Consider the following 20,068-nt stretch of genomic DNA (forward strand, 5'->3'; position numbering starts at 1 on the left):
ACCAAAATGTATGAAGAAAACGGACAAGGTAGAACATGACATGCTTATAACGCCATTCGCATAATGGATATTCCAATACTTTCAAACAAAAAAAGCATGCAGATTCACAAGGAATCGCATGCCGGATTTTCATTTTCCATTACGATTGAGAAGGGTTGGCTGCCTCTTTTTGCTCTTTCAAGACCGCTTTACGGGAAAGGTTCACCCTTCCTTGCTTATCGATCTCAGTAACTTTGACCAATAATTCATCGCCAAGTGAAACGACATCTTCCACTTTTCCGACTCTTTCTTCAGCCAGTTCAGAAATATGTACCAAACCGTCTTTACCATTGAAGATTTCAACGAAGGCACCGAACTTTTCGATACGTTTAACTTTACCTAAGTATAGTTCGCCCACTACGACTTCACGTACGATATCCTCAATGATTTTCTTCGCTTTTTGAATCATTGGTTCATCAGTAGAAGAAATGAATACCGTTCCATCCTGTTCGATGTCGATTTTCACACCAGTTTCTTCAATGATTTTGTTGATATGTTTTCCGCTCGGTCCAATTACATCACGGATCTTATCCGGATTTATGGACATTGTAACGATTTTTGGAGCATATTTGGATAACTGCTCACGCGGTTGATTGATTGTTGACATCATTGATTCCAAAATATGCATCCGGCCATGTTTGGCTTGTAGTAAAGCTTCTTCAAGAATCTCTCTTGAAAGACCCTCAATCTTAATATCCATTTGTAGGGCAGTAACACCTTTTGAAGTCCCTGCGACTTTAAAGTCCATGTCTCCCAGATGATCTTCCATACCTTGAATATCCGTTAAGATTGTATAGTGCTCACCTGTTTTGACAAGACCCATAGCAATACCGGCAACTGGAGCTTTCAATGGAACACCGGCATCCATCATTGCCAAAGTGCTTGCACAGATACTTGCTTGTGAAGTTGAACCGTTTGATTCAAGGACTTCAGAAACAAGTCTGATTGTATACGGGAAGTCTTTATCGTTTGGAATGACAGGCTCCAATGCTCTTTCACCAAGTGCACCATGACCGATTTCACGGCGTCCTGCCCCACGGATAGGGCCAGTTTCACCAACACTGAAATGCGGGAAATTATAGTGGTGCATAAAACGTTTTGACTCTTCGGTTCCAAGTCCGTCCAGAATCTGCACATCACCGAGAGCACCTAATGTACAGATGGATAGCGCTTGAGTTTGTCCGCGCGTGAACAATCCGGAACCATGTGTACGGGGCAGAATGGTAACTTCCGATGATAATGGTCTGATTTCGTCAGGATTACGGCCATCCGGACGCACTTTTTCTTCCGTGATTAAACGGCGGACTTCGGATTTGACCAATTTATTCAGGATTTCCTTGATTTGCTTTAATTTTTCTTCATCAGTTTCTTCTTCATAATGAACCAACACACGATCTTTTACTGCTTTGATCGCGTCTTCACGAGCATGTTTTTCCTGAACTTGTACAGCTTTGTTCAAGTCTGCTTCACATAGGCCTTTCACTTCTGCTTCCAGTTCAGCATTCACTTGATATAAAGTGACCTGCATTTTTTCCTTGCCGATTTCAGCAACGATTTTCTCTTGGAATGCAATGATCTTCTTGATTTCATCATGTCCAAACATGATTGCTTCAAGCATGGTTTCCTCTGGTACTTCATTTGCTCCGGCTTCAACCATGTTGATAGCATCTTTAGTGCCGGCAACCGTCAGATTGATGTCACTTTTGGCCAGTTGGTCAACAGTAGGGTTAATAATGAATTCATTATTGATTCTCCCCACCACAACTCCAGCAATTGGACCTTCGAACGGAATATCGGAAACTGAAAGTGCAAGGGAAGAACCTAGCATAGCTGCCATTTCCGTAGAGCAATCTTGATCGACACTCATGACCATGCTGATGATCTGAACATCGTTCCTGAAACCATCGGCGAAAAGCGGACGGATTGGACGATCGATTAAACGGCTTGCAAGAATTGCCCTTTCACTTGGTCGTCCTTCACGTTTGATGAAGCCTCCCGGAATTTTACCGACTGCATAAAGTCTTTCTTCATAGTTTACTGTCAAAGGGAAGAAGTCGACATTTCTAGGTTCCTTTGACGCTGTCGCAGTACTTAATACAGCAGTTTCTCCATAACGGACTAAAACTGCCCCGTTCGCTTGTTTGGCTAATTGCCCTATCTCTACCGTTACATTACGGCCGGCCCAGTCAAATGAATACGTATGTTTTTCCTGTCCCATTTATTAAACCCCTCTCTGGATCTTCACTTAGAGGCTTAGTTTACCTAAACCTGTATTGGATTAAATCATTTATATGTGAAAGTAACTGAACTCGAGTTAAAACCAAACTATTCCTATTATGCACGAAAAAAACAAGCATTAACAGTAAAATGAATAAAAATTTCATTCATTTGATTATGTATATCCTGATCATTTATAAATGGAAAAGGACCCGGCTCCTGCCGAGTCCCAAGGACGAAGGCCCAGCCTTAAGTAGAACACGTCCAAATCATTTGATTAACATCAAAAAAGCGGGAAATTTCCCGCCTTCCTGAAAAAATTATCTACGTAGACCTAATTTGTTAATTAGTGTACGGTAACGAGTAACGTCTTTGTTACGTAGGTAAGTTAAAAGATTACGACGTTTACCTACCATTTTTAGAAGACCGCGACGTGAATGGTGGTCTTTTTTGTGTGTGCGTAAGTGACCGTTCAAGTTGTTGATTTCTTCTGTTAATACTGCGATTTGAACTTCTGGAGATCCAGTGTCAGTATCGTGAGTTCTGAACTCAGCGATAAGTTCGTTTTTGCGTACTTGTGTAATTGCCATGTTATTATTCCTCCTAAAATTCTGTAAAATCACCTATTACCGAGCCAGCGTCGGAGTCTCGACTAGCCAAGCAATGGTTATTTTCATACATACAATAGAATACATGTTTTTCATTAAAATTGCAAGTCTTGTCTTTTATGCTCCAAGCTTTGCAAAATAGGCTATTGCATTTTGCTTATCCGTTTCGATCTGTGCGACCAATGCTTCAAGTCCGGAAAATTTTTGTTCACTCCGAAGTCTTGTATGCCATTCCACCGATACCTGGTTGCCATAAATATCTCCCGAGAACTCCAATACATGAACCTCTACAGTGGGATACTTAGGCTTTTCTTCGTGGAACGTAGGTTTGTACCCGACATTGCAAACACCATTATACCATTTACCGCTTATTTTGATCCTGACGGCATATACGCCTGCAGCCGGGAAGATATAATCGTCACTTACTTCAATATTAGCGGTGGGGAAACCCAACTTCCTGCCCCGCTTTTCACCGTGTACGACATGACCTTTCGTTAAATAGCGGCGGCCAGCCAAATGATAAAAGTCGGAAAAGTTGCCATTACCGAGAGTTTCCCTGATTCTCGTCGAGCTAACCTTTTCATCCTCAAGTGTCTGTTTTTCAACGACTGTCTGCGAGAACCTTCCCTGTGCATAAACAGGCAAATCTTCCATCGTTCCTTGACCATAGCGACCGTATGAATAATCAAAGCCAGCAACTACGTGACGGACATTCAGCCCGGCAATGTATTCGTCAACGAACCGTTCCGGCAGTACCGAAGCAAATTCCTTGCTGAAATGGACAATGAATAAATAATCGATCTCCATCGACTCTATGATATCCACCTTATCTTCAAGTGGAGTGATATAGCGGATATTTTCCGTTTTCCTACCCAGTACTGCAGAAGGATGCGGGTCAAATGTCATGACTGCTGACTTAAGATTCATTTCATCGGCTTTTTTCTTGGCGGTTTGAATGACAATCTGATGACCTTTATGTATACCATCAAAAAATCCAAGCGCCATTACAAGCTCGGGAAAATCATCCGAATTAAATTGATGAGGATGCTCTATTGCGATCACTTTCACCTTTCAATCTCCTCTTTCCGGCGGTAAAACGGTCTATAATTCTTGTGCCAATACTTTTACAGGTTTAATTAATCCCACTTTTGTCGGATGTATTTGATAAATGGCAATGGCCTTATCTGCTGGATCGACCATCACAAAAGGCTTCCCTTTTTCAACAACAACATCCTTTGTTTGTTCCAATACCGCACCGTTAAGTACTTTCTTTGCTACTTTATCACTAATCTGAAATTTGGGCAAATGAAATAATCCCCGCTCCAAAGGCAACAGAAATTCATCCGTTTGTCCACTTTCCATGAAATCTTCCACTTCAGCAAATGTGAAACAGTCCTCCTGCTTAAAACCTGCTGATTCAATACGTGTCAAGTCTGACATGTGGGCAGGAAAACCCAGTTCTTCACCCATCATGACTGCAAGAGTCCGAATATACGTTCCTTTGCTGCATTTGACCCGAAAACGAAAAGAAATGGTTTCCCCTTTAAATTCAGAACGATCATCGAGAAGGGTGATTTCATAGATGGACACCTCCCTTGTCGGCCTCTCCACTTCTATCCCTGCACGGGCATATTCATATAACTTCTTCCCGTTTACTTTTACCGCTGAAAACATCGGCGGCGTCTGTTCAATTTTCCCAGTCAATGTTTCCAGTACTTCAAGAATCCGTTTACGCTGAATCACTTGATCAATCTTCTTCTCTTCCACTTTTTCACCGCTAGCGTCTTCAGTTGTCGTTGAAAAACCAAGGGTCACTTCCCCTTCATACGCTTTACCGGCTTCTGTCAAATATTCGGCTATCTTAGTTGCCCTGCCAATGCAAATAGGCAATACCCCTGTTACCTCAGGATCTAAAGTACCTGTATGCCCAACCTTTTTTGTCTTTAAAATCTTTCTTAATTTAAAAACACAATCATGGGATGTCAATCCCTTGGGTTTCCATAATGGAAGAATACCGTTCACACTTTCACCTCATCATTTATAAAACACCCTAAACAACTATCATAAAGCAAAATGAATTCCAATTCCGAAAGGTGTTTTTCCTTTTTCAAAAAAAAGAGACCGACTTCAAGAAGTGCAAAGCACTTATTGAGTCGGCCTCCTTTTACTGCTTGCTTATTCCTCGTCTTTTTCAGCCGGTTTATCCTCTGAATTGATTTGGGAAATCAACGACTCGATACGATTACCATAATCGACCGATTCATCAAATTCAAAAAACAGCTCAGGGGTTTTGCGCAGGCGGATTCTCTGCCCAATTTCTGAACGCATGAATCCTTTCGCCTTAGCAAGACCTTGCAGGGTTTTCTCCCTTTGTTCCTGGTCACCCAAAACGGAAATATAAACTGTTGCCTGTTGTAAATCGCCTGTAACCGCGACATCCGTCACTGTTACAAATCCGATTCTTGGATCTTTAATTTTTCGGCCGATAATTTCACTCAGCTCTTTTTTCATTTGTTCGCCAACACGATTTGAACGAAGGCTCATAATATCACCTCGATAGCCTAAAGCCAGTCTATATCTGTTATTGTTCGCTCTAGTTCCGGAAAAGAATCTAGAAATTTAAGGGCATTCTGAAGTTCCCGTTCAGTAGCCTTCCTTGAGGATGTTACGGTTACGATAGTAATCTTTGTCCGCTGCCATAAATCCTGAAAATCGGTCTCTGCTACAGAAATATTGAACTTCTGCTTAAGCCGTGTCATGACACGCTGAAGCACGGCCCTTTTTTCTTTCAAAGAATGGGTGTCATGGATGATGCATTCACATTGGACAGAGCCAACGATCATTTACGTTCGATCTCTTCCATTACAAACGCTTCAATTACATCGCCTTCTTTAAGGTCGTTGTAATTTTTAATCGTAATACCGCACTCATAGTTCGTTGCCACTTCTTTTACATCATCTTTAAAACGTTTCAATGCATCAATTTCCCCTTCGTAAATGACGACACCTTGACGAATTAAGCGAATTCCGCTATCACGTGTAATTTTTCCTTCTGTAACGTAAGAACCGGCAATCGTACCAACTTTGGATACTTTGAAAGTCGTACGGACTTCAGCCTGACCGATGATTTTTTCTTCGAATTCAGGATCAAGCATCCCTTTCATAGCCGACTCGATCTCTTCGATCGCTTTATAGATGATGCGGTGAAGACGGACATCAACATTTTCTGATTCAGCTGCACGTTTCGCATTCACGTCAGGACGGACGTTAAATCCGATGACGATTGCATTCGAAGCTGTAGCTAAGATGATGTCAGACTCTGTAATTGCGCCGACGCCAATGTGTATGATTTTCACTTTAGCGCCTTCCACTTCTATTTTATTCAGGGAAGCGGCTACTGCTTCCGCAGAACCTTGAACATCAGCTTTTAGAATGATGTTCAATTCTTTAATTTCCCCTTCTTTCATTTGTTCGAATAATGTATCCAGGGTTACACGGGATTTCTCATTACGTTGAGAAGCAAGTTGTCTCTGTGCACGCACTTCCCCAACTTGACGGGCCGTTTTCTCATCTTCAAAGACGATGAAACGATCCCCGGCCTGTGGCACTTCGTTCAATCCTGTGATTTCAACCGGTGTTGAAGGACCTGCATCCTTAACACGGCGTCCAAGATCGTTGACCATAGCACGAACACGGCCGAATGTATTACCGATAACAATCGGATCACCGATTTTCAACGTTCCGTTTTGAACAAGCAATGTGGCAACCGATCCGCGCCCTTTATCCAAACGTGCTTCGATAACCGTTCCATTTGCTTTACGAGATGGATTCGCTTTATACTCCTCCACTTCACTGACAAGAAGAATCATTTCAAGCAAGCTATCGATACCCTCACCGTTTTTAGCTGAAATTGGTACGAAAATCGTGTCTCCGCCCCATGCTTCAGAAACTAAACCATGTTCTGTCAATTCTTGCATGACACGGTCCGGATTGGCAGCCTCTTTATCCATCTTATTGACAGCGACGATAATTGGAACTTCTGCCGCTTTGGCATGGTTGATCGCTTCAATCGTTTGAGGCATAACGCCATCATCCGCAGCGACGACAAGAATGGTGATATCGGTAACTTGTGCACCGCGGGCACGCATTGTTGTAAACGCGGCATGACCTGGTGTATCCAAGAAAGTTATTTTCTTATCGTTAACTTTAACTTGATATGCACCGATATGCTGAGTGATTCCGCCAGCTTCGCCTTCAGTAACTTTTGTATGGCGGATAGAATCAAGCAATGTCGTTTTACCATGGTCAACGTGTCCCATGATCGTCACGACAGCCGGACGTTCAATCAAATCTTCAGAAGCGTCCTCAGTGACAAGTGATTCAAGATCTGTTAGGTCGACACGAATCTCTTCTTCTGCCACTACACCGTATTCTGCACAAATCAATTCAATTGCATCTTTATCCAAAGTTTGGTTGATTGTTGCCATTACGCCAAGCATAAAGAGCTTTTTAATGATTTCAGAAGGTTCACGGTGAAGTTTTTTTCCAAGTTCCATAACCGTCAAAGACTCATAAAACGTAATTTTCTCTGGAAGTTCTCTTTCTTTACGTTTAGTAACAGGTGCCTGAGGCGCTTGTTGCCTTTGTTTATTATTTTTATTCTTGTTATTGCGACCCTTGTTGAACTGACCACCTGTTGGTTTTTTCGTACCTACAGGTTTAACTGGTGGTTTCTTCTTCAGTTTTTCTTTATTGACTGTGCTCTTTTCATCCGCTTCAGCTTCGTACTTCGCGACCGTAGCGTTAGCTTTTGGTTCAGCAGCTTGGCTTTTATCTTCGTTTTTAGGTTTGATTGAATCGTTTAATTTATTTACAGTTGAATCGTCTAATGCTGTCATATGGTTTGTTACCTCTATATTCATTTCTTTAAGTTTATTTATTACATCCTTGCTTGAAACGTTCTTTTGTTTTGCATATTCATATACACGCAATTTTGTCATACGTTCACCCCCGTAAAATTTAATCGAGCAGCGTTCGGAGTTTTTGTGCAAAACCTTCATCCAGAACTGCGACGGCAACTCTAGCATCCTTACCTATCGCATGGCCGAGCATTGACCTGCTTTCGACTCTTTTTAAAGGAACCTGATAAAATGCGCACTTATCAGATATTTTTTTTTCAGTGTTTTTTGAAGCGTCCGCGGATAAAATAACAACTTTGGCATTACCGCTTCTAATCTCTTTAACCACTAATTCTTCACCCGAAATTAGCTTGCGTGCTCGATTGGCCAAACCTAATAGAGACATCCATTGTTGTTGTTGGGTCATGTTGTTAGTTGTTCTCCTTATTCACTAATTCAAGCAATTGTTCATAAAGGGAAGAATCGATTTGGGTACTAAGGTGATTAGCCAGCACATTTTTCTTTTTGGCCAGCTCGATAACATCCCGATCAAGAGTCAAATAAGCTCCCCTTCCCGATTTTTTTCCGGTCGGATCAAGGCTGACTTCCCCTTCTTTAGATCGAACGATGCGAATGAGTTCTTTCTTCGGCTTCATTTCGCCTGTTGCCACACATTTACGCATCGGGATTTTTTTTCGGCTATTCATCTTTTTCACCTCGAATTACTCGTTATCCTCTTCGAAATCTGTTTCCTCTTCAGTAACATAACTATCTCTGCTCAAAAGGAATTCCTGTTCTTCCACAGGATAAATACCAGCTTCGCGGGCTTCCGTTTCACTCTTGATATCAATTTTCCAGCCTGTAAGCTTGGCAGCTAAACGGGCATTTTGTCCACGCTTACCAATTGCCAGGGAAAGTTGATAATCCGGAACGATTACAGTCGTCGCCTTTTCCTCTTCTTTAACAATAACTTCAAGTACTTTTGAAGGGCTTAAAGCATTCGCAACGAAAATGACCGGATTCTCCGACCATTTAACGATATCGATTTTTTCACCTTTCAATTCATTGACGATGGCCTGAACACGCTGTCCTTTTTGGCCTACACAAGAACCGACAGGATCGACTTCTTCGTTATCGGAGTGCACGGAGATTTTTGAACGGTCGCCTGCTTCGCGGGCAACTGACTTAATTTCTACTGTTCCATCAAAAATTTCAGGCACTTCGATTTCGAATAAACGTTTTAAAAGGCCAGGGTGTGAACGGGATACAAAAATTTGCGGACCCTTGGAAGTTTTTTCAACTTTAGTGATGAAAACTTTAATGCGGTCATGAGGTTTATACTGTTCATTCGGCATTTGCTCATTCACCGGGAGCAAAGCTTCGATTTTACCTAGGCTCACATAAATGAATCGGGAATCCTGGCGTTGAACGATGCCAGTCATGATATCCTCTTCACGATCGATGAATTCGGCATAAATGATGCCTCGTTCAGCTTCACGCACTCTTTGAGTGACGACCTGTTTTGCTGTTTGTGCAGCAATACGGCCGAAATCCTTAGGTGTTACTTCCATTTCGACAATATCCTCTAACTGATAGTTGGGATCAATTGCTCTTGCTTCTTCAACAGAAATTTCCAGACGTGAATCGAACACTTCGTCAACAACGTCTTTTCTGGCAAATACACGCATAGTTCCTTTACCAAGATTCAAGTCGATACGTACATTTTGTGCTTGGTTAAAGTTACGGCGATATGCCGATATAAGGGCAGATTCAATCGCGTCGATCAAAACCTCCCTGGAAATTCCTTTTTCGTTTTCTAAAATATAGAGAGCATCCAATAACTCATTGCCCATGGTGATCCCCCTTACGGATATTTAAATTAATGATTTGCTTGACTTAAGAGAAGGTAATCGCCAATCTCGCTTTGGCTACCTTTTCGAATGGTATGACGATCGTTTTCTTTCTTGTCTTGATTCTGACTTCGAGTGTCACTTCTGCACCATCGAAACTGGTTAAGATTCCTTCGAATTCTTTTTCATCTAAAATGGGCTCGTATGTTTTTATGTAAACATTTTTACCGATAGCATTAAGGAAATCCTTCTCTTTTTTCAGAGGCCTTTCAGCTCCGGGTGATGAAACTTCGAGAAAATAATTTTGTGGAATCGGATCAATCTCATCAAGCTTTTCACTGAGTTTTTCACTCACATTTCCGCAATCATCAATATCTACGCCTGTTTCTTTATCAATGTACACTCGAAGGAACCAGCTTTTACCTTCCTTCACATACTCCACTTCGACTAATTCAAGCTGCAATTCTTCAAGAATTGGTAATGCTAATTCCTCTACGACTTCCGTTACCTTTTTACTCATTTGTTTCCTCCATACGTGCGTTGTATGCGCTTGGTTTCGGATTCAAAATTAAATGGTCAATACAACACGAAAGAGTGGGTTTCCCCACTCTTGCCATTGGTTCCTCTTAGTATTTCCAATAAAAATATACCATAATCAAGATATTTATGCAAATCTGATGTCTGTTTCTTCCTTTTTGGAATCCGTTTCCTCTTTAAAATAAAGATAACTGATTTTGTTCAGGCAATGACTCCAGACAGCCTTGTTTATCAAGGTATTCAAGGATGGTCTTCGAAACCTTCCCCCGTTGTTGAAGGTCTTCTTTGGAAAGGAATTCACCATTTTCCCGCGCGTTGACGATATTGATCGCCGCATTCGTTCCAAGACCAGGTATCGAATTGAAAGGCGGTATCAAAGTATTTCCTTCAATTAAGAATTGATCTGCACTGGATTTGTACAAGTCCACTTTAGCGAATGAAAATCCGCGTTCACACATTTCCAAAGCAAGTTCAAGAACCGTCAATGTATTCTTTTCCTTTGTGGATGCATCCAATCCCTTTACCATGATTTCTTCCATTTTTGATTTGATTGCTTGCGATCCCCGTGTCATGGCGTCGATTTCAAAATCATCGGCACGTACTGTGAAATAGGCTGCATAATACAATAAAGGCAGATGCACTTTAAAATAGGCAATCCGGACAGCCATTAAGACGTAAGCTGCGGCATGGGCTTTCGGGAACATGTATTTAATCTTCTTACATGAATCGATATACCATTCCGGCACCTCATTTTTCCTCATTTCCTCTTCGAATTCCTCCGAGAGCCCTTTCCCTTTACGTACAGATTCCATGATTTTAAACGCTAGGGAAGGATCTAGACCTTGGTATATCAGATAAACCATAATATCATCCCGGCAGCCGATAACCTCACTTAGTGTACATATGCGGTTGTGGATCAGTTCCTGTGCATTGCTCAACCATACATCCGTACCGTGGGAAAGCCCTGAAATCTGAACAAGCTCGGAAAATGTCGTAGGTTTCGTATCTTCAAGCATCTGCCGGACAAAACGCGTACCAAATTCCGGGATGCCAAGCGTACCCGTTTTACACATGATCTGTTCTTCGGTAACTCCTAAAGATTCAGTACTGCTGAATATTTTCATTACTTCTGGATCATCGGTAGGAACGGTCTTTGGGTCGATGCCACTTAAATCTTGAAGCATCCGGATTACAGTCGGATCATCGTGACCAAGTATATCAAGTTTCAAAATATTATCGTGAATGGAATGGAAATCAAAGTGAGTTGTTTTCCACTCGGAATTCCTGTCATCTGCCGGGAACTGAATTGGTGTGAAATCATAGATATCCATATAATCCGGAACAACGATAATTCCGCCCGGGTGCTGTCCAGTCGTCCTTTTCACACCAGTACAACCGGCAACAAGGCGATCGGTCTCTGCTCCACGCATATGGATGTTATTATCAGAGGAATACCCTTTTACATATCCATACGCCGTTTTTTCAGCAACCGTACCAATCGTTCCGGCACGATATACATATTCTTCACCGAATAAGACCTTCGTATAGTTATGGGCCTTCGGCTGATATTCACCGGAGAAGTTCAAGTCAATATCGGGAACCTTATCCCCTTTAAATCCAAGGAAAGTTTCAAACGGGATATCATGCCCGTCTTTTGTATAAGCAATGCCACAATCTGGACAGTCTTTATCTGGCAGGTCAAACCCGGAACCTACAGAACCATCATTGAAGAATTCGGATTTCTTGCACTCCGGACATACATAATGCGGCGGAAGCGGATTCACCTCTGTAATTTCAGTCATGGTGGCAACGAAAGATGACCCAACCGATCCCCTTGAGCCAACTAGATAACCATCATTCAAGGATTTTTTAACAAGCTTGTGAGAAATTAAATAAATTACGGCAAAACCGTGGCCAATGATGCTTTTCAATTCTTTCTCAAGACGGGCTTCCACGATTTCCGGCAGGTTCTCTCCATAAATCTTCCTTGCCATGCCATAACTCATTTGACGCATCTCTTCATCTGCACCTTCAATTTTAGGTGTGTATAACTCATCCTTGATTGGCTTGATTTCTTCAATCATATCAGCGATTTTATTCGTGTTGGTTACCACGACCTCTTTGGCTTTCTCAGAACCGAGGAAGGAGAATTCCCGTAGCATTTCATCTGTTGTCCGAAAATGTACGTCAGGAAGCTTATGACGATTCAGCGGATTTGCGCCACCTTGTGAATTCACAAGGATTTTACGGTAAATTTTATCATTCGGATCCAAATAATGCACATTTCCCGTGGCTACTACTGGCTTATCCAATTTTTCACCAAGCTTGACGATATTGGAGATGATCGTTTCCAATGATTTATCATCCCGTACATATTCAAGCTCAATCAGATGCTGATACACTTCCTTCGGATGGATTTCAAGATAATCGTAGAATTCGGCAATATCGACGACTTCCTCAAAACCCTTCTGCATCATCCCTTCAAAAACTTCCCCTTTATCGCATCCCGATCCGACCAAGATTCCTTCACGATACTTTTTAAGTTGTGAGCGTGGCAGTCGGGGCACACGATAGAAATAATCGATGTGTGATATTGAAATTAATTTGAAAAGGTTTTTTAAGCCAGCCTGTGTTTGTGCAATCAGCGTACAATGGGACGGCCGGGAACGCTGATAAGCATTTCCTTTACCCATATTGTCATTAAGTTGATCATGATGGGTAATCTCCTTTTCCATTGCATCCTTTAGCATCTTCAGCATAAGGTAACCTGTAGCTTCGGCGTCATAAATGGCCCTATGATGCTGGGTCAAATCAATATCGAACTTTTTACATAATGTATTTAACCGGTGATTTTTAAACTCTGGATATAAGAAACGGGCAAGTTCCAATGTATCAAGTACAGGATTGGAAGCTTTGGGATAACCCAAGTTTTTATAGCCTATATTCAAAAACCCCATATCGAAGGCTGCGTTGTGGGCAACCAGAATCGCATCCCCCGCCCATTCCTTGAACTTTTCAAGTACTTCCGATACTTCCGGAGCATTTTCTACAAGATCATCAGTGATTCCTGTCAATTCTATCGTCGTATTGGATAGTGGGTGATGCGGATTAGCAAATGACTCGAATCGATCAATGATGTCACCGTCATGAATTTTCACTGCAGCAAATTCAATGATTGTATCATACACGGCTGACAGGCCTGTCGTCTCTACGTCAAACACAACATAGGTGGCATCTGCCAAAGCGATATGCGCCTCATTATAAACAATGGGTACACCATCATCTACAAGATTCACTTCGACACCATAAAGGATTTTGATACCATTCTTTTTCCCGGCACTATATGCTTCAGGGAATGATTGTGCTCCCGCATGATCTGTAATGGCCACAGCCTTATGCCCCCACTTTGCAGCCTGGGCAACAAGCGCAGAAGTAGGTGTCACTGCATCCATCTGGCTCATTGGGGTATGCATATGCAGTTCTACACGCTTTTCCCCTTCTGGAGCCTTATCCTGCCGTCCTTGTTTGGAAATTTCGTTTATATCATTTGCGATCATTACAAGGTCACGTACGAATGTATCATTTTGGATGCTGCCTTGGGCACGTACCCACATCCCTTTTTTCACTCTGGCAAGTATGGCAGCATCTTCTTTATCACGCGAAAACATTTTGACCAATATCGAGCTCGTATAATCAGTGACTTTAAAAGTCAACAGGCTTCGTCCGCTGCGTAACTCACGCACTTCTGCATCAAATACGAAGCCTTCGATAGCAATCCTGCGCTCTTCATCGATAATTTGTTCGATTCTGCGGAAATCCGCATCTTCTTTAATCGTATAGCCAATTTTAACCGGTCCGTCGTATACGGCATCGTCGCCGCCTTTTTCCGATTCTTTTTTCTGCATTTCCACTAGGGCGGCAAGTCCCTTTTCGGCGTCTTCCTTTTGTTTCTCTTCTAAGAACTTCTGGTAATCAGGATTCGAAACCGTTTCCTTCACTTCCGCATCAAGTGTCAACGGAGGAAAACCGAATGTTTGGTAGATATTCGAAATGATGCCGGAGTATTTTCGTTTCAACTGACCAGCCTCCGCATCATTCCGGGCGCTAACGATAAGCTTATATCCATTCACCGTCGGCACTTGTTCATTTAGAAGTGATAACAGTGCAGGAGACATGCCTTCAAGCTCGCCAATGCAGTTTTTCCAATACTCCTTCACCAATTGTTCCGTCACTTGCGGATTGGCCACATTCAAATTGAATGTGACCTTCGCAATATGGGAAAACGTACTTGCTAGATGAGTAGCAAGTCTTGTATGAACACTGCAGGGAATTAATGCAGGTATATTAAAGGCAAAATGCCATGTTTTGGACTCCCTCTCGATTGAGAGTTTATCAATTTCGGCACCTATGAAATAATTCACAAAGGCATCCTCAGTCAAGCCCATTTGCTGGAGCAAGAGTTGAAATCTCTCTCTACCGCTATTTGGATTTTGATCCATTCCCTCTCTCCCCTATCTACTATCTTTTATTTTTCACTATCATTTTCTTTTGATACCAGAGGCTATTATAACATATCATGAATGTTTCACTAGTATCCAAATCCATGAAAAGGAAAGGCATCATCCAATTGAATGATGCCTAATTCCCTATTTTTAAATTATGCCATTATTTCGTGAAGCTTTTGAGTCAGTTCAGCTTTTTCAATTTCAAGAACCTCACCCGTTTTACGGATTTTCACTTCGACGATTCCCTCGGATGCCTTTTTACCAACAGTCACCCTTACAGGAAGACCCATCAAGTCAGAGTCTGCGAATTTTACGCCCGCACGTTCTTGACGATCATCCATAAGAACTTCCATGCCTTGTGCCTTTAGATCATTATATAAATCTTCTGCCAGGGCAGCCTGAGCCTCATCCTTCATATTGATTGGAATCAAGTGGACCTGGTATGGCGCTAAATTCGCTGGCCAAACCAATCCTTTTTCATCGTTGAATTGTTCAGCAACAGCGGCAAGTGTACGGGAAACACCAATGCCGTAACAGCCCATGATCATAGGCTGCGTCCGTCCATTCTCATCCAGGAATGTCGCATTCATGGCTTCAGAATATTTAGTTCCCAGTTTGAATACGTGGCCTACCTCAATCCCTTTGGCAAATTTAATATTTCCATTTCCGTCCGGTGATAGGTCACCCTCTTGGATGAAACGAAGATCTATATAATTGGCCACGTTAAAGTCAGAAGCGGGATTTACGTTCACATAATGGTAGTCTTCCTCATTTGCACCACAAATTCCATTAACCATGACCTCGACGGCAACATCCGCAATCACTTCGACTTCAGAAGTGACATTGATTGGTCCAAGAGATCCAATTGTACATCCTAAGACTTCTTTCGTCTCATTTGGATCGACCAATTCAACGATTGAAGCGTTATAGAAATTCTTCAGCTTGATATCATTGACCTCATGATCTCCCCGTACCAAAACAAGCACATACTTTTCATCTACTTTAAACAATAACGATTTTATTAGTTTCTCTGCACCCGTTTTCAAGAATGAAGCAACTTCTTCAATCGTTTTTTGACCTGGTGTATGAATTTTTTCAAGTGCAATTTGTTCTTCGGAGCTTTTTTCGTATTTTACGCTCACAGGTGCCATTTCAATATTAGCTGCATAATCGGAAGTATCAGAATATGCGATGGTATCCTCCCCAATATCAGACAGGACCATGAATTCATGTGTATCCTTACCACCCATTGCCCCGGAATCGGCAATGACGGCACGGAAGTTCAACCCACAACGGCTGAATATATTCGAATATGCCGCATATAAATTTTTATAAACAGCATCCAGGCTTTCTTGATTAGCATGGAAAGAATACGCATCCTTCATGATGAACTCACGTCCACGCAACAATCCGAAACGCGGTCTTTTTTCATCACGGAATTTGGTTTGGATCTGGTAAACCGTTAATGGAAGACGCTTATAGGATTTCACTTCATCACGAACTAAGCTGGTTATCACTTCTTCATGTGTGGCACCAAGCGCAAATTCACGGTTGTTGCGATCCTTCAACCGCATCAACTCTGGACCATAGGTATACCAGCGTCCAGATTCCTGCCAGAATTCGGCTTGCTGTAGAGCCGGCATCAACAGTTCTACCGCACCAGCATTTTCCATCTCTTCCCGAACGATCGCCTCAACCTTTTGAAGCACCTTCTTTCCAAGCGGCATAAAGCTATAAACCCCGCTGGAGTTTTGTCTCATAAATCCTGCACGTAATAGCAGCTGATGACTTTTGATTTCAGCATCTGCAGGCACTTCTCTCAATGTAGGGATCAACGTCATACTTTGTTTCATATCTGCACCTCTTCAATATTTCCTATAAATTACTTGCGGCTACGGTAAAATTCATACCGCAACTTAAATACGGTCATTTCATACAAAAAAGACTTTCCGCGTTATTCAGAAAAGCTAATTTAATATACTCATTCTCGATTATACTTACGATTTCCCTAGAAAACAAACAATTTTCCTAAAACGGTTAAAAAACTAGGAAATCCTTCAGATAAGAAAACGGCCAACAGATAAATCTGCTGGCCTGTTTTGCATTATCCAACATGTCTTACAGGAAGAATCGCTGGATATCATTCCATGTAACGACAATCATCAATAACATCAGCAAAGCAAAGCCGATGAAGTGGACCATTCCTTCTTTTTGACGGTCAATTGGTTTCCCTCTTAAGAATTCGACCACAAAGAATAACAGTCTTCCCCCATCCAATGCCGGTAGCGGAAGCAGGTTCATGATACCCAGGTTAATGCTGAGCAGCCCTGCCCATTTCATTAACGTGAATATACCTTGTTTCGCTACTTCCTCAGTTGATTTATATATTCCTACAGGACCTGATAAACTGTCGATCGTAAATCCACCAGTTACGAGGTCACCAAGAATGATGAAGATTTGTTTTGTCCAAAAATACGTTTCTGTAAAACCATATTGTATAGCTTTAATCGGTGCTTTTTCAACCGGAGGGTAAACACCAATAATGCCGATTTTCTTCCCTTCCCTCTCCACTTCTTGTGGAACAACCGGAACTTCTAATGTTTTCCCGTCCCTGTCAACGACGAACTCGATCTCTTGCCCGGGGTTCTTTTGAATGCTTTCCTGAACATCTCCCCAAGTGGAGACCTCCGTACCTTCTATGGATTGAATGACATCTCCCGATTTTAAACCGGCATTTACAGCCGAACCATCTGGAGTCAACTCACCAAGTTTCGCTTCATCCACCACGACTCCTTGAAACAGGCCGATCAACACAAAAATGACAAAAGCCAAAACGAAATTCATTGCCGGTCCAGCTACAATCGTCAGGAAACGATGACCAAGCGACTTTGAGGCAAATTGCCGGTCAAAAGGAGCAATCTGGTTCTCTACACCATTTTCAACGATCACCGCTTCTTTATGAATGGCAAACGTTTTAAGTGTATCTTCCTCGCCCTCCTCATAACCAGTAAGGATCAGTTTATGATCAAGATCGATCACTTCAACTTCCACAAGACGAATATCAGGATATTTATCTTTATTGTTCAAAATGATTTTGGTAACATGCTCTTCATTATCAAACATCAATCCCACCCGATAGCCGGGCTTCAATTCTATATTCTCAGCGTCTTCACCAGCCATACGCACGTACCCGCCAAGAGGGAGCAATCGAATGGTATATACGGTTTCCTTCTTTTTATATGTGAATACTTTTGGCCCGAAACCGATTGCGAACTCACGGCATAAAATTCCTGCTCGCTTTGCAAACACTAAGTGCCCAAGCTCATGGAAAAATACTAAAGCTCCAAAAATGATGATGAACGCTATAATCGTTTCTAAAGTCTGCATGTTCCGGTCACCTATCTTTCACTAAAGATTCTATATACTGCCTTGTCATATTATCTACTTCCTGAATCGTTTCTAAATCTGGAAGGGCTATGACGGAATGCTGATTCAGCGCTTTTTCAATTAACGTTTCAATCTCAAGGAAGGTTACCTTTCCAGATAAGAATGCAGAGACTGCGGCTTCATTGGCGGCATTCAACACAGTAGTCATCGTTCCGCCCATTTTACCTGCTTTATATGCGAATTGCAAACAAGGATATCTGGTGAAATCCATATCGCTAAAATGCAGTTTGCCTGCTTCAGCAAGATTAAGTCGTTTGCGACCTGCAAGCGGAATACGGTCTGGATATGTAAGTGCATATTGTATCGGCACCCGCATATCCGGCGTACCCAGTTGTGCTATCACGCTGGAGTCATGAAACTCAACCATGGAATGGATGATGCTCTCCTTATGTAGCAATACATCAATTTTATCGTAGGGAAGATCGAATAGCCAGTGGGCCTCAATAACTTCCAATCCTTTATTCATCATTGATGCTGAATCGATCGTGATTTTAGCTCCCATTGACCAGTTCGGATGGTTCAGTGCCTCTTCCACCGTTACATCCTTCAATTCTTCCCTGGTCCGATCTCGAAAACTGCCTCCCGAAGCGGTAATGACCAGACGTTCTATATTTTTTTCCTTTTCACCTTGCAATGCCTGAAAAATAGCGGAATGCTCACTGTCAACCGGCAGCAATCTGACCCCCGCTTTTTTTGCTTCACTTAAGACCAAATGACCTGCTGTCACCAATGTCTCCTTGTTGGCGATAGCAATATCTTTTTTAGCCTTTATTGCTTGAAGGGTCGGATAAAGACCCACGCTTCCGATGACAGCATTGACCAATATCGTCGCCTGACCATAAACAGCAACAGCAGTCAATCCCTCATCTCCATACATGAACTCGATATCTTTGCGGCTGGAGAATTCACTTTTCAAAACATGATAATCTTCTTCCGTCTGGACTGAAACCAGTTTCGGTTCAAACTCTTGTATATAAGTCCTGACCAATTCTATATTCTTTCCAGCAGAAAGCGCCACGATCTTGAATTGATCTGGATGGGACCTAACTACATCCGCTGTTTGTTGACCAATCGATCCTGTCGCGCCCAAAAGGCTGATATTTTTCAAATTGTTCATCTCCTAATTCAATAACGCTTGCCTATATTTATATTATAAAACATGCAATAAATGCAAAATCGGTAAAATGAATATCACGCTATCAAGCCTGTCCAAAATTCCTCCATGTCCCGGAAGAAGCTTCCCTGAATCTTTTACGCCATAATGACGTTTATACGCCGATTGGACAAGATCACCCAATTGCCCGAATACACCAATGATTAATGAAATCAATAATAATTGGAATAACGTGTAGTCAAGGTTGGAGAAGGCGTAAAATAGAACACCCACTATCATAGCGGAAAATAACCCGCCGATAAATCCTTCCACCGTCTTGTTTGGACTTATTTCTGGCCAAAGCTTTCTTTTACCAAGTGATTTACCAATGAAGTAGGCTCCGGAATCGGTTGCCCAGATCGTAAATAGGGTAAGCAGGATATAGATCAGCCCCAACCCCAAAGAGTCACGTGTTTCAAATAGGTAGTAGAAACCTATCCCCAAGTATAGGATTGAAATCACTAGAAAGCCTGCGTCATCAAATGTAAAACGGTTTTTTGAAACGACTGTATAAAGTAACAGCAGCAAAACCCCGATTAAGAAGACTTGAACTTTATCGTAATTTATTTCCGCTAAAAAAGCGGTATGCTCTTTAGGCAATAAAAGCACCCACAATAATATGTGTGAAAGAAATGCTTCAAAAGACAGTACACGTAACTTTTTCATTTTCATCAGTTCATACAAACCAATTGACCCTAACAGATAAACCGTCAGTAAAAAGGGAGTGCCCCCTAAAATGACTAGTGGAATGAAGATAGCGGCAACTACGACCGCCGTAATAATTCGTTGTTTCATTATTCCATTTTCCTCGCCTT

16 protein-coding genes are annotated in these 20,068 nt (G+C 42.0%); all 16 read right to left on the reverse strand.

Annotated features, from left to right (window positions below; genetic code table 11):
* Window positions 1-139: 139 nt before the first annotated feature.
* The 16 genes from pnp to BW986_RS06865 all read right to left on the reverse strand — a co-directional run bounded on the left by pnp (window position 140) and on the right by BW986_RS06865 (window position 20,048).
* Window positions 140-2,257: a polyribonucleotide nucleotidyltransferase gene (gene pnp / locus BW986_RS06790; RefSeq protein WP_076366453.1), complete on the reverse strand. Its 2,118-nt coding sequence runs from the start codon at window positions 2,255-2,257 to the stop codon at window positions 140-142.
* A gap of 319 nt (window positions 2,258-2,576) precedes the next feature.
* Window positions 2,577-2,846, reverse strand: coding sequence for a 30S ribosomal protein S15 (rpsO, locus tag BW986_RS06795; protein WP_053345367.1), 270 nt, complete (start codon window positions 2,844-2,846; stop codon window positions 2,577-2,579).
* A 135-nt stretch (window positions 2,847-2,981) separates the two neighbouring features.
* A complete protein-coding gene (gene ribF / locus BW986_RS06800; RefSeq protein ID WP_076366455.1) occupies window positions 2,982-3,932 on the reverse strand; it encodes a bifunctional riboflavin kinase/FAD synthetase in 951 nt (316 codons plus the stop codon).
* Between the two features lie 33 nt (window positions 3,933-3,965).
* Window positions 3,966-4,886, reverse strand: coding sequence for a tRNA pseudouridine(55) synthase TruB (gene truB, locus BW986_RS06805; protein ID WP_076366457.1), 921 nt, complete (start codon window positions 4,884-4,886; stop codon window positions 3,966-3,968).
* 153 nt (window positions 4,887-5,039) lie between these two features.
* Window positions 5,040-5,408, reverse strand: coding sequence for a 30S ribosome-binding factor RbfA (gene rbfA, locus BW986_RS06810; protein ID WP_034313607.1), 369 nt, complete (start codon window positions 5,406-5,408; stop codon window positions 5,040-5,042).
* A gap of 17 nt (window positions 5,409-5,425) precedes the next feature.
* The gene (locus BW986_RS06815) at window positions 5,426-5,707 is read right to left on the reverse strand and encodes a DUF503 domain-containing protein (RefSeq protein ID WP_057913375.1); all 282 of its coding nucleotides are present in this window, start codon (window positions 5,705-5,707) and stop codon (window positions 5,426-5,428) included.
* Entirely contained in the window at window positions 5,704-7,863 is a 2,160-nt protein-coding gene (gene infB, locus BW986_RS06820; protein WP_076366459.1) for a translation initiation factor IF-2, read from the reverse strand. The genes BW986_RS06815 and infB overlap by 4 nt, the downstream gene beginning before the upstream one ends.
* A 19-nt stretch (window positions 7,864-7,882) precedes the next feature.
* Window positions 7,883-8,188: a YlxQ family RNA-binding protein gene (locus BW986_RS06825; protein WP_061144653.1), complete on the reverse strand. Its 306-nt coding sequence runs from the start codon at window positions 8,186-8,188 to the stop codon at window positions 7,883-7,885.
* Between the two features lie 4 nt (window positions 8,189-8,192).
* Complete coding sequence (gene rnpM, locus BW986_RS06830; protein ID WP_076366461.1) at window positions 8,193-8,468, reverse strand: RNase P modulator RnpM; 276 nt, start codon at window positions 8,466-8,468, stop codon at window positions 8,193-8,195.
* Between the two features lie 15 nt (window positions 8,469-8,483).
* Entirely contained in the window at window positions 8,484-9,614 is a 1,131-nt protein-coding gene (gene nusA, locus BW986_RS06835; protein WP_076366463.1) for a transcription termination factor NusA, read from the reverse strand.
* A 43-nt stretch (window positions 9,615-9,657) separates the two neighbouring features.
* Complete coding sequence (rimP, locus tag BW986_RS06840) at window positions 9,658-10,131, reverse strand: ribosome maturation factor RimP (protein WP_076366465.1); 474 nt, start codon at window positions 10,129-10,131, stop codon at window positions 9,658-9,660.
* 193 nt (window positions 10,132-10,324) lie between these two features.
* Window positions 10,325-14,647 (reverse strand): PolC-type DNA polymerase III, encoded by a 4,323-nt coding sequence (locus tag BW986_RS06845; protein WP_076366467.1) that lies wholly within the window; start codon window positions 14,645-14,647, stop codon window positions 10,325-10,327.
* Between the two features lie 158 nt (window positions 14,648-14,805).
* Window positions 14,806-16,506 (reverse strand): proline--tRNA ligase, encoded by a 1,701-nt coding sequence (locus BW986_RS06850; RefSeq protein WP_076366469.1) that lies wholly within the window; start codon window positions 16,504-16,506, stop codon window positions 14,806-14,808.
* Window positions 16,507-16,771: 265 nt separating this feature from the next.
* A complete protein-coding gene (gene rseP, locus BW986_RS06855) occupies window positions 16,772-18,040 on the reverse strand; it encodes an RIP metalloprotease RseP (RefSeq protein ID WP_076366471.1) in 1,269 nt (422 codons plus the stop codon).
* Between the two features lie 7 nt (window positions 18,041-18,047).
* The gene (gene dxr, locus BW986_RS06860; RefSeq protein WP_076366473.1) at window positions 18,048-19,208 is read right to left on the reverse strand and encodes a 1-deoxy-D-xylulose-5-phosphate reductoisomerase; all 1,161 of its coding nucleotides are present in this window, start codon (window positions 19,206-19,208) and stop codon (window positions 18,048-18,050) included.
* Window positions 19,209-19,250: 42 nt separating this feature from the next.
* Entirely contained in the window at window positions 19,251-20,048 is a 798-nt protein-coding gene (locus tag BW986_RS06865) for a phosphatidate cytidylyltransferase (RefSeq protein WP_076367891.1), read from the reverse strand.
* Between the last annotated feature and the right edge of the window lie 20 nt (window positions 20,049-20,068).

It is taken from the genome of Peribacillus simplex (genome assembly GCF_900156045.1).
GTDB lineage: Bacteria > Bacillota > Bacilli > Bacillales > DSM-1321 > Peribacillus > Peribacillus simplex_D.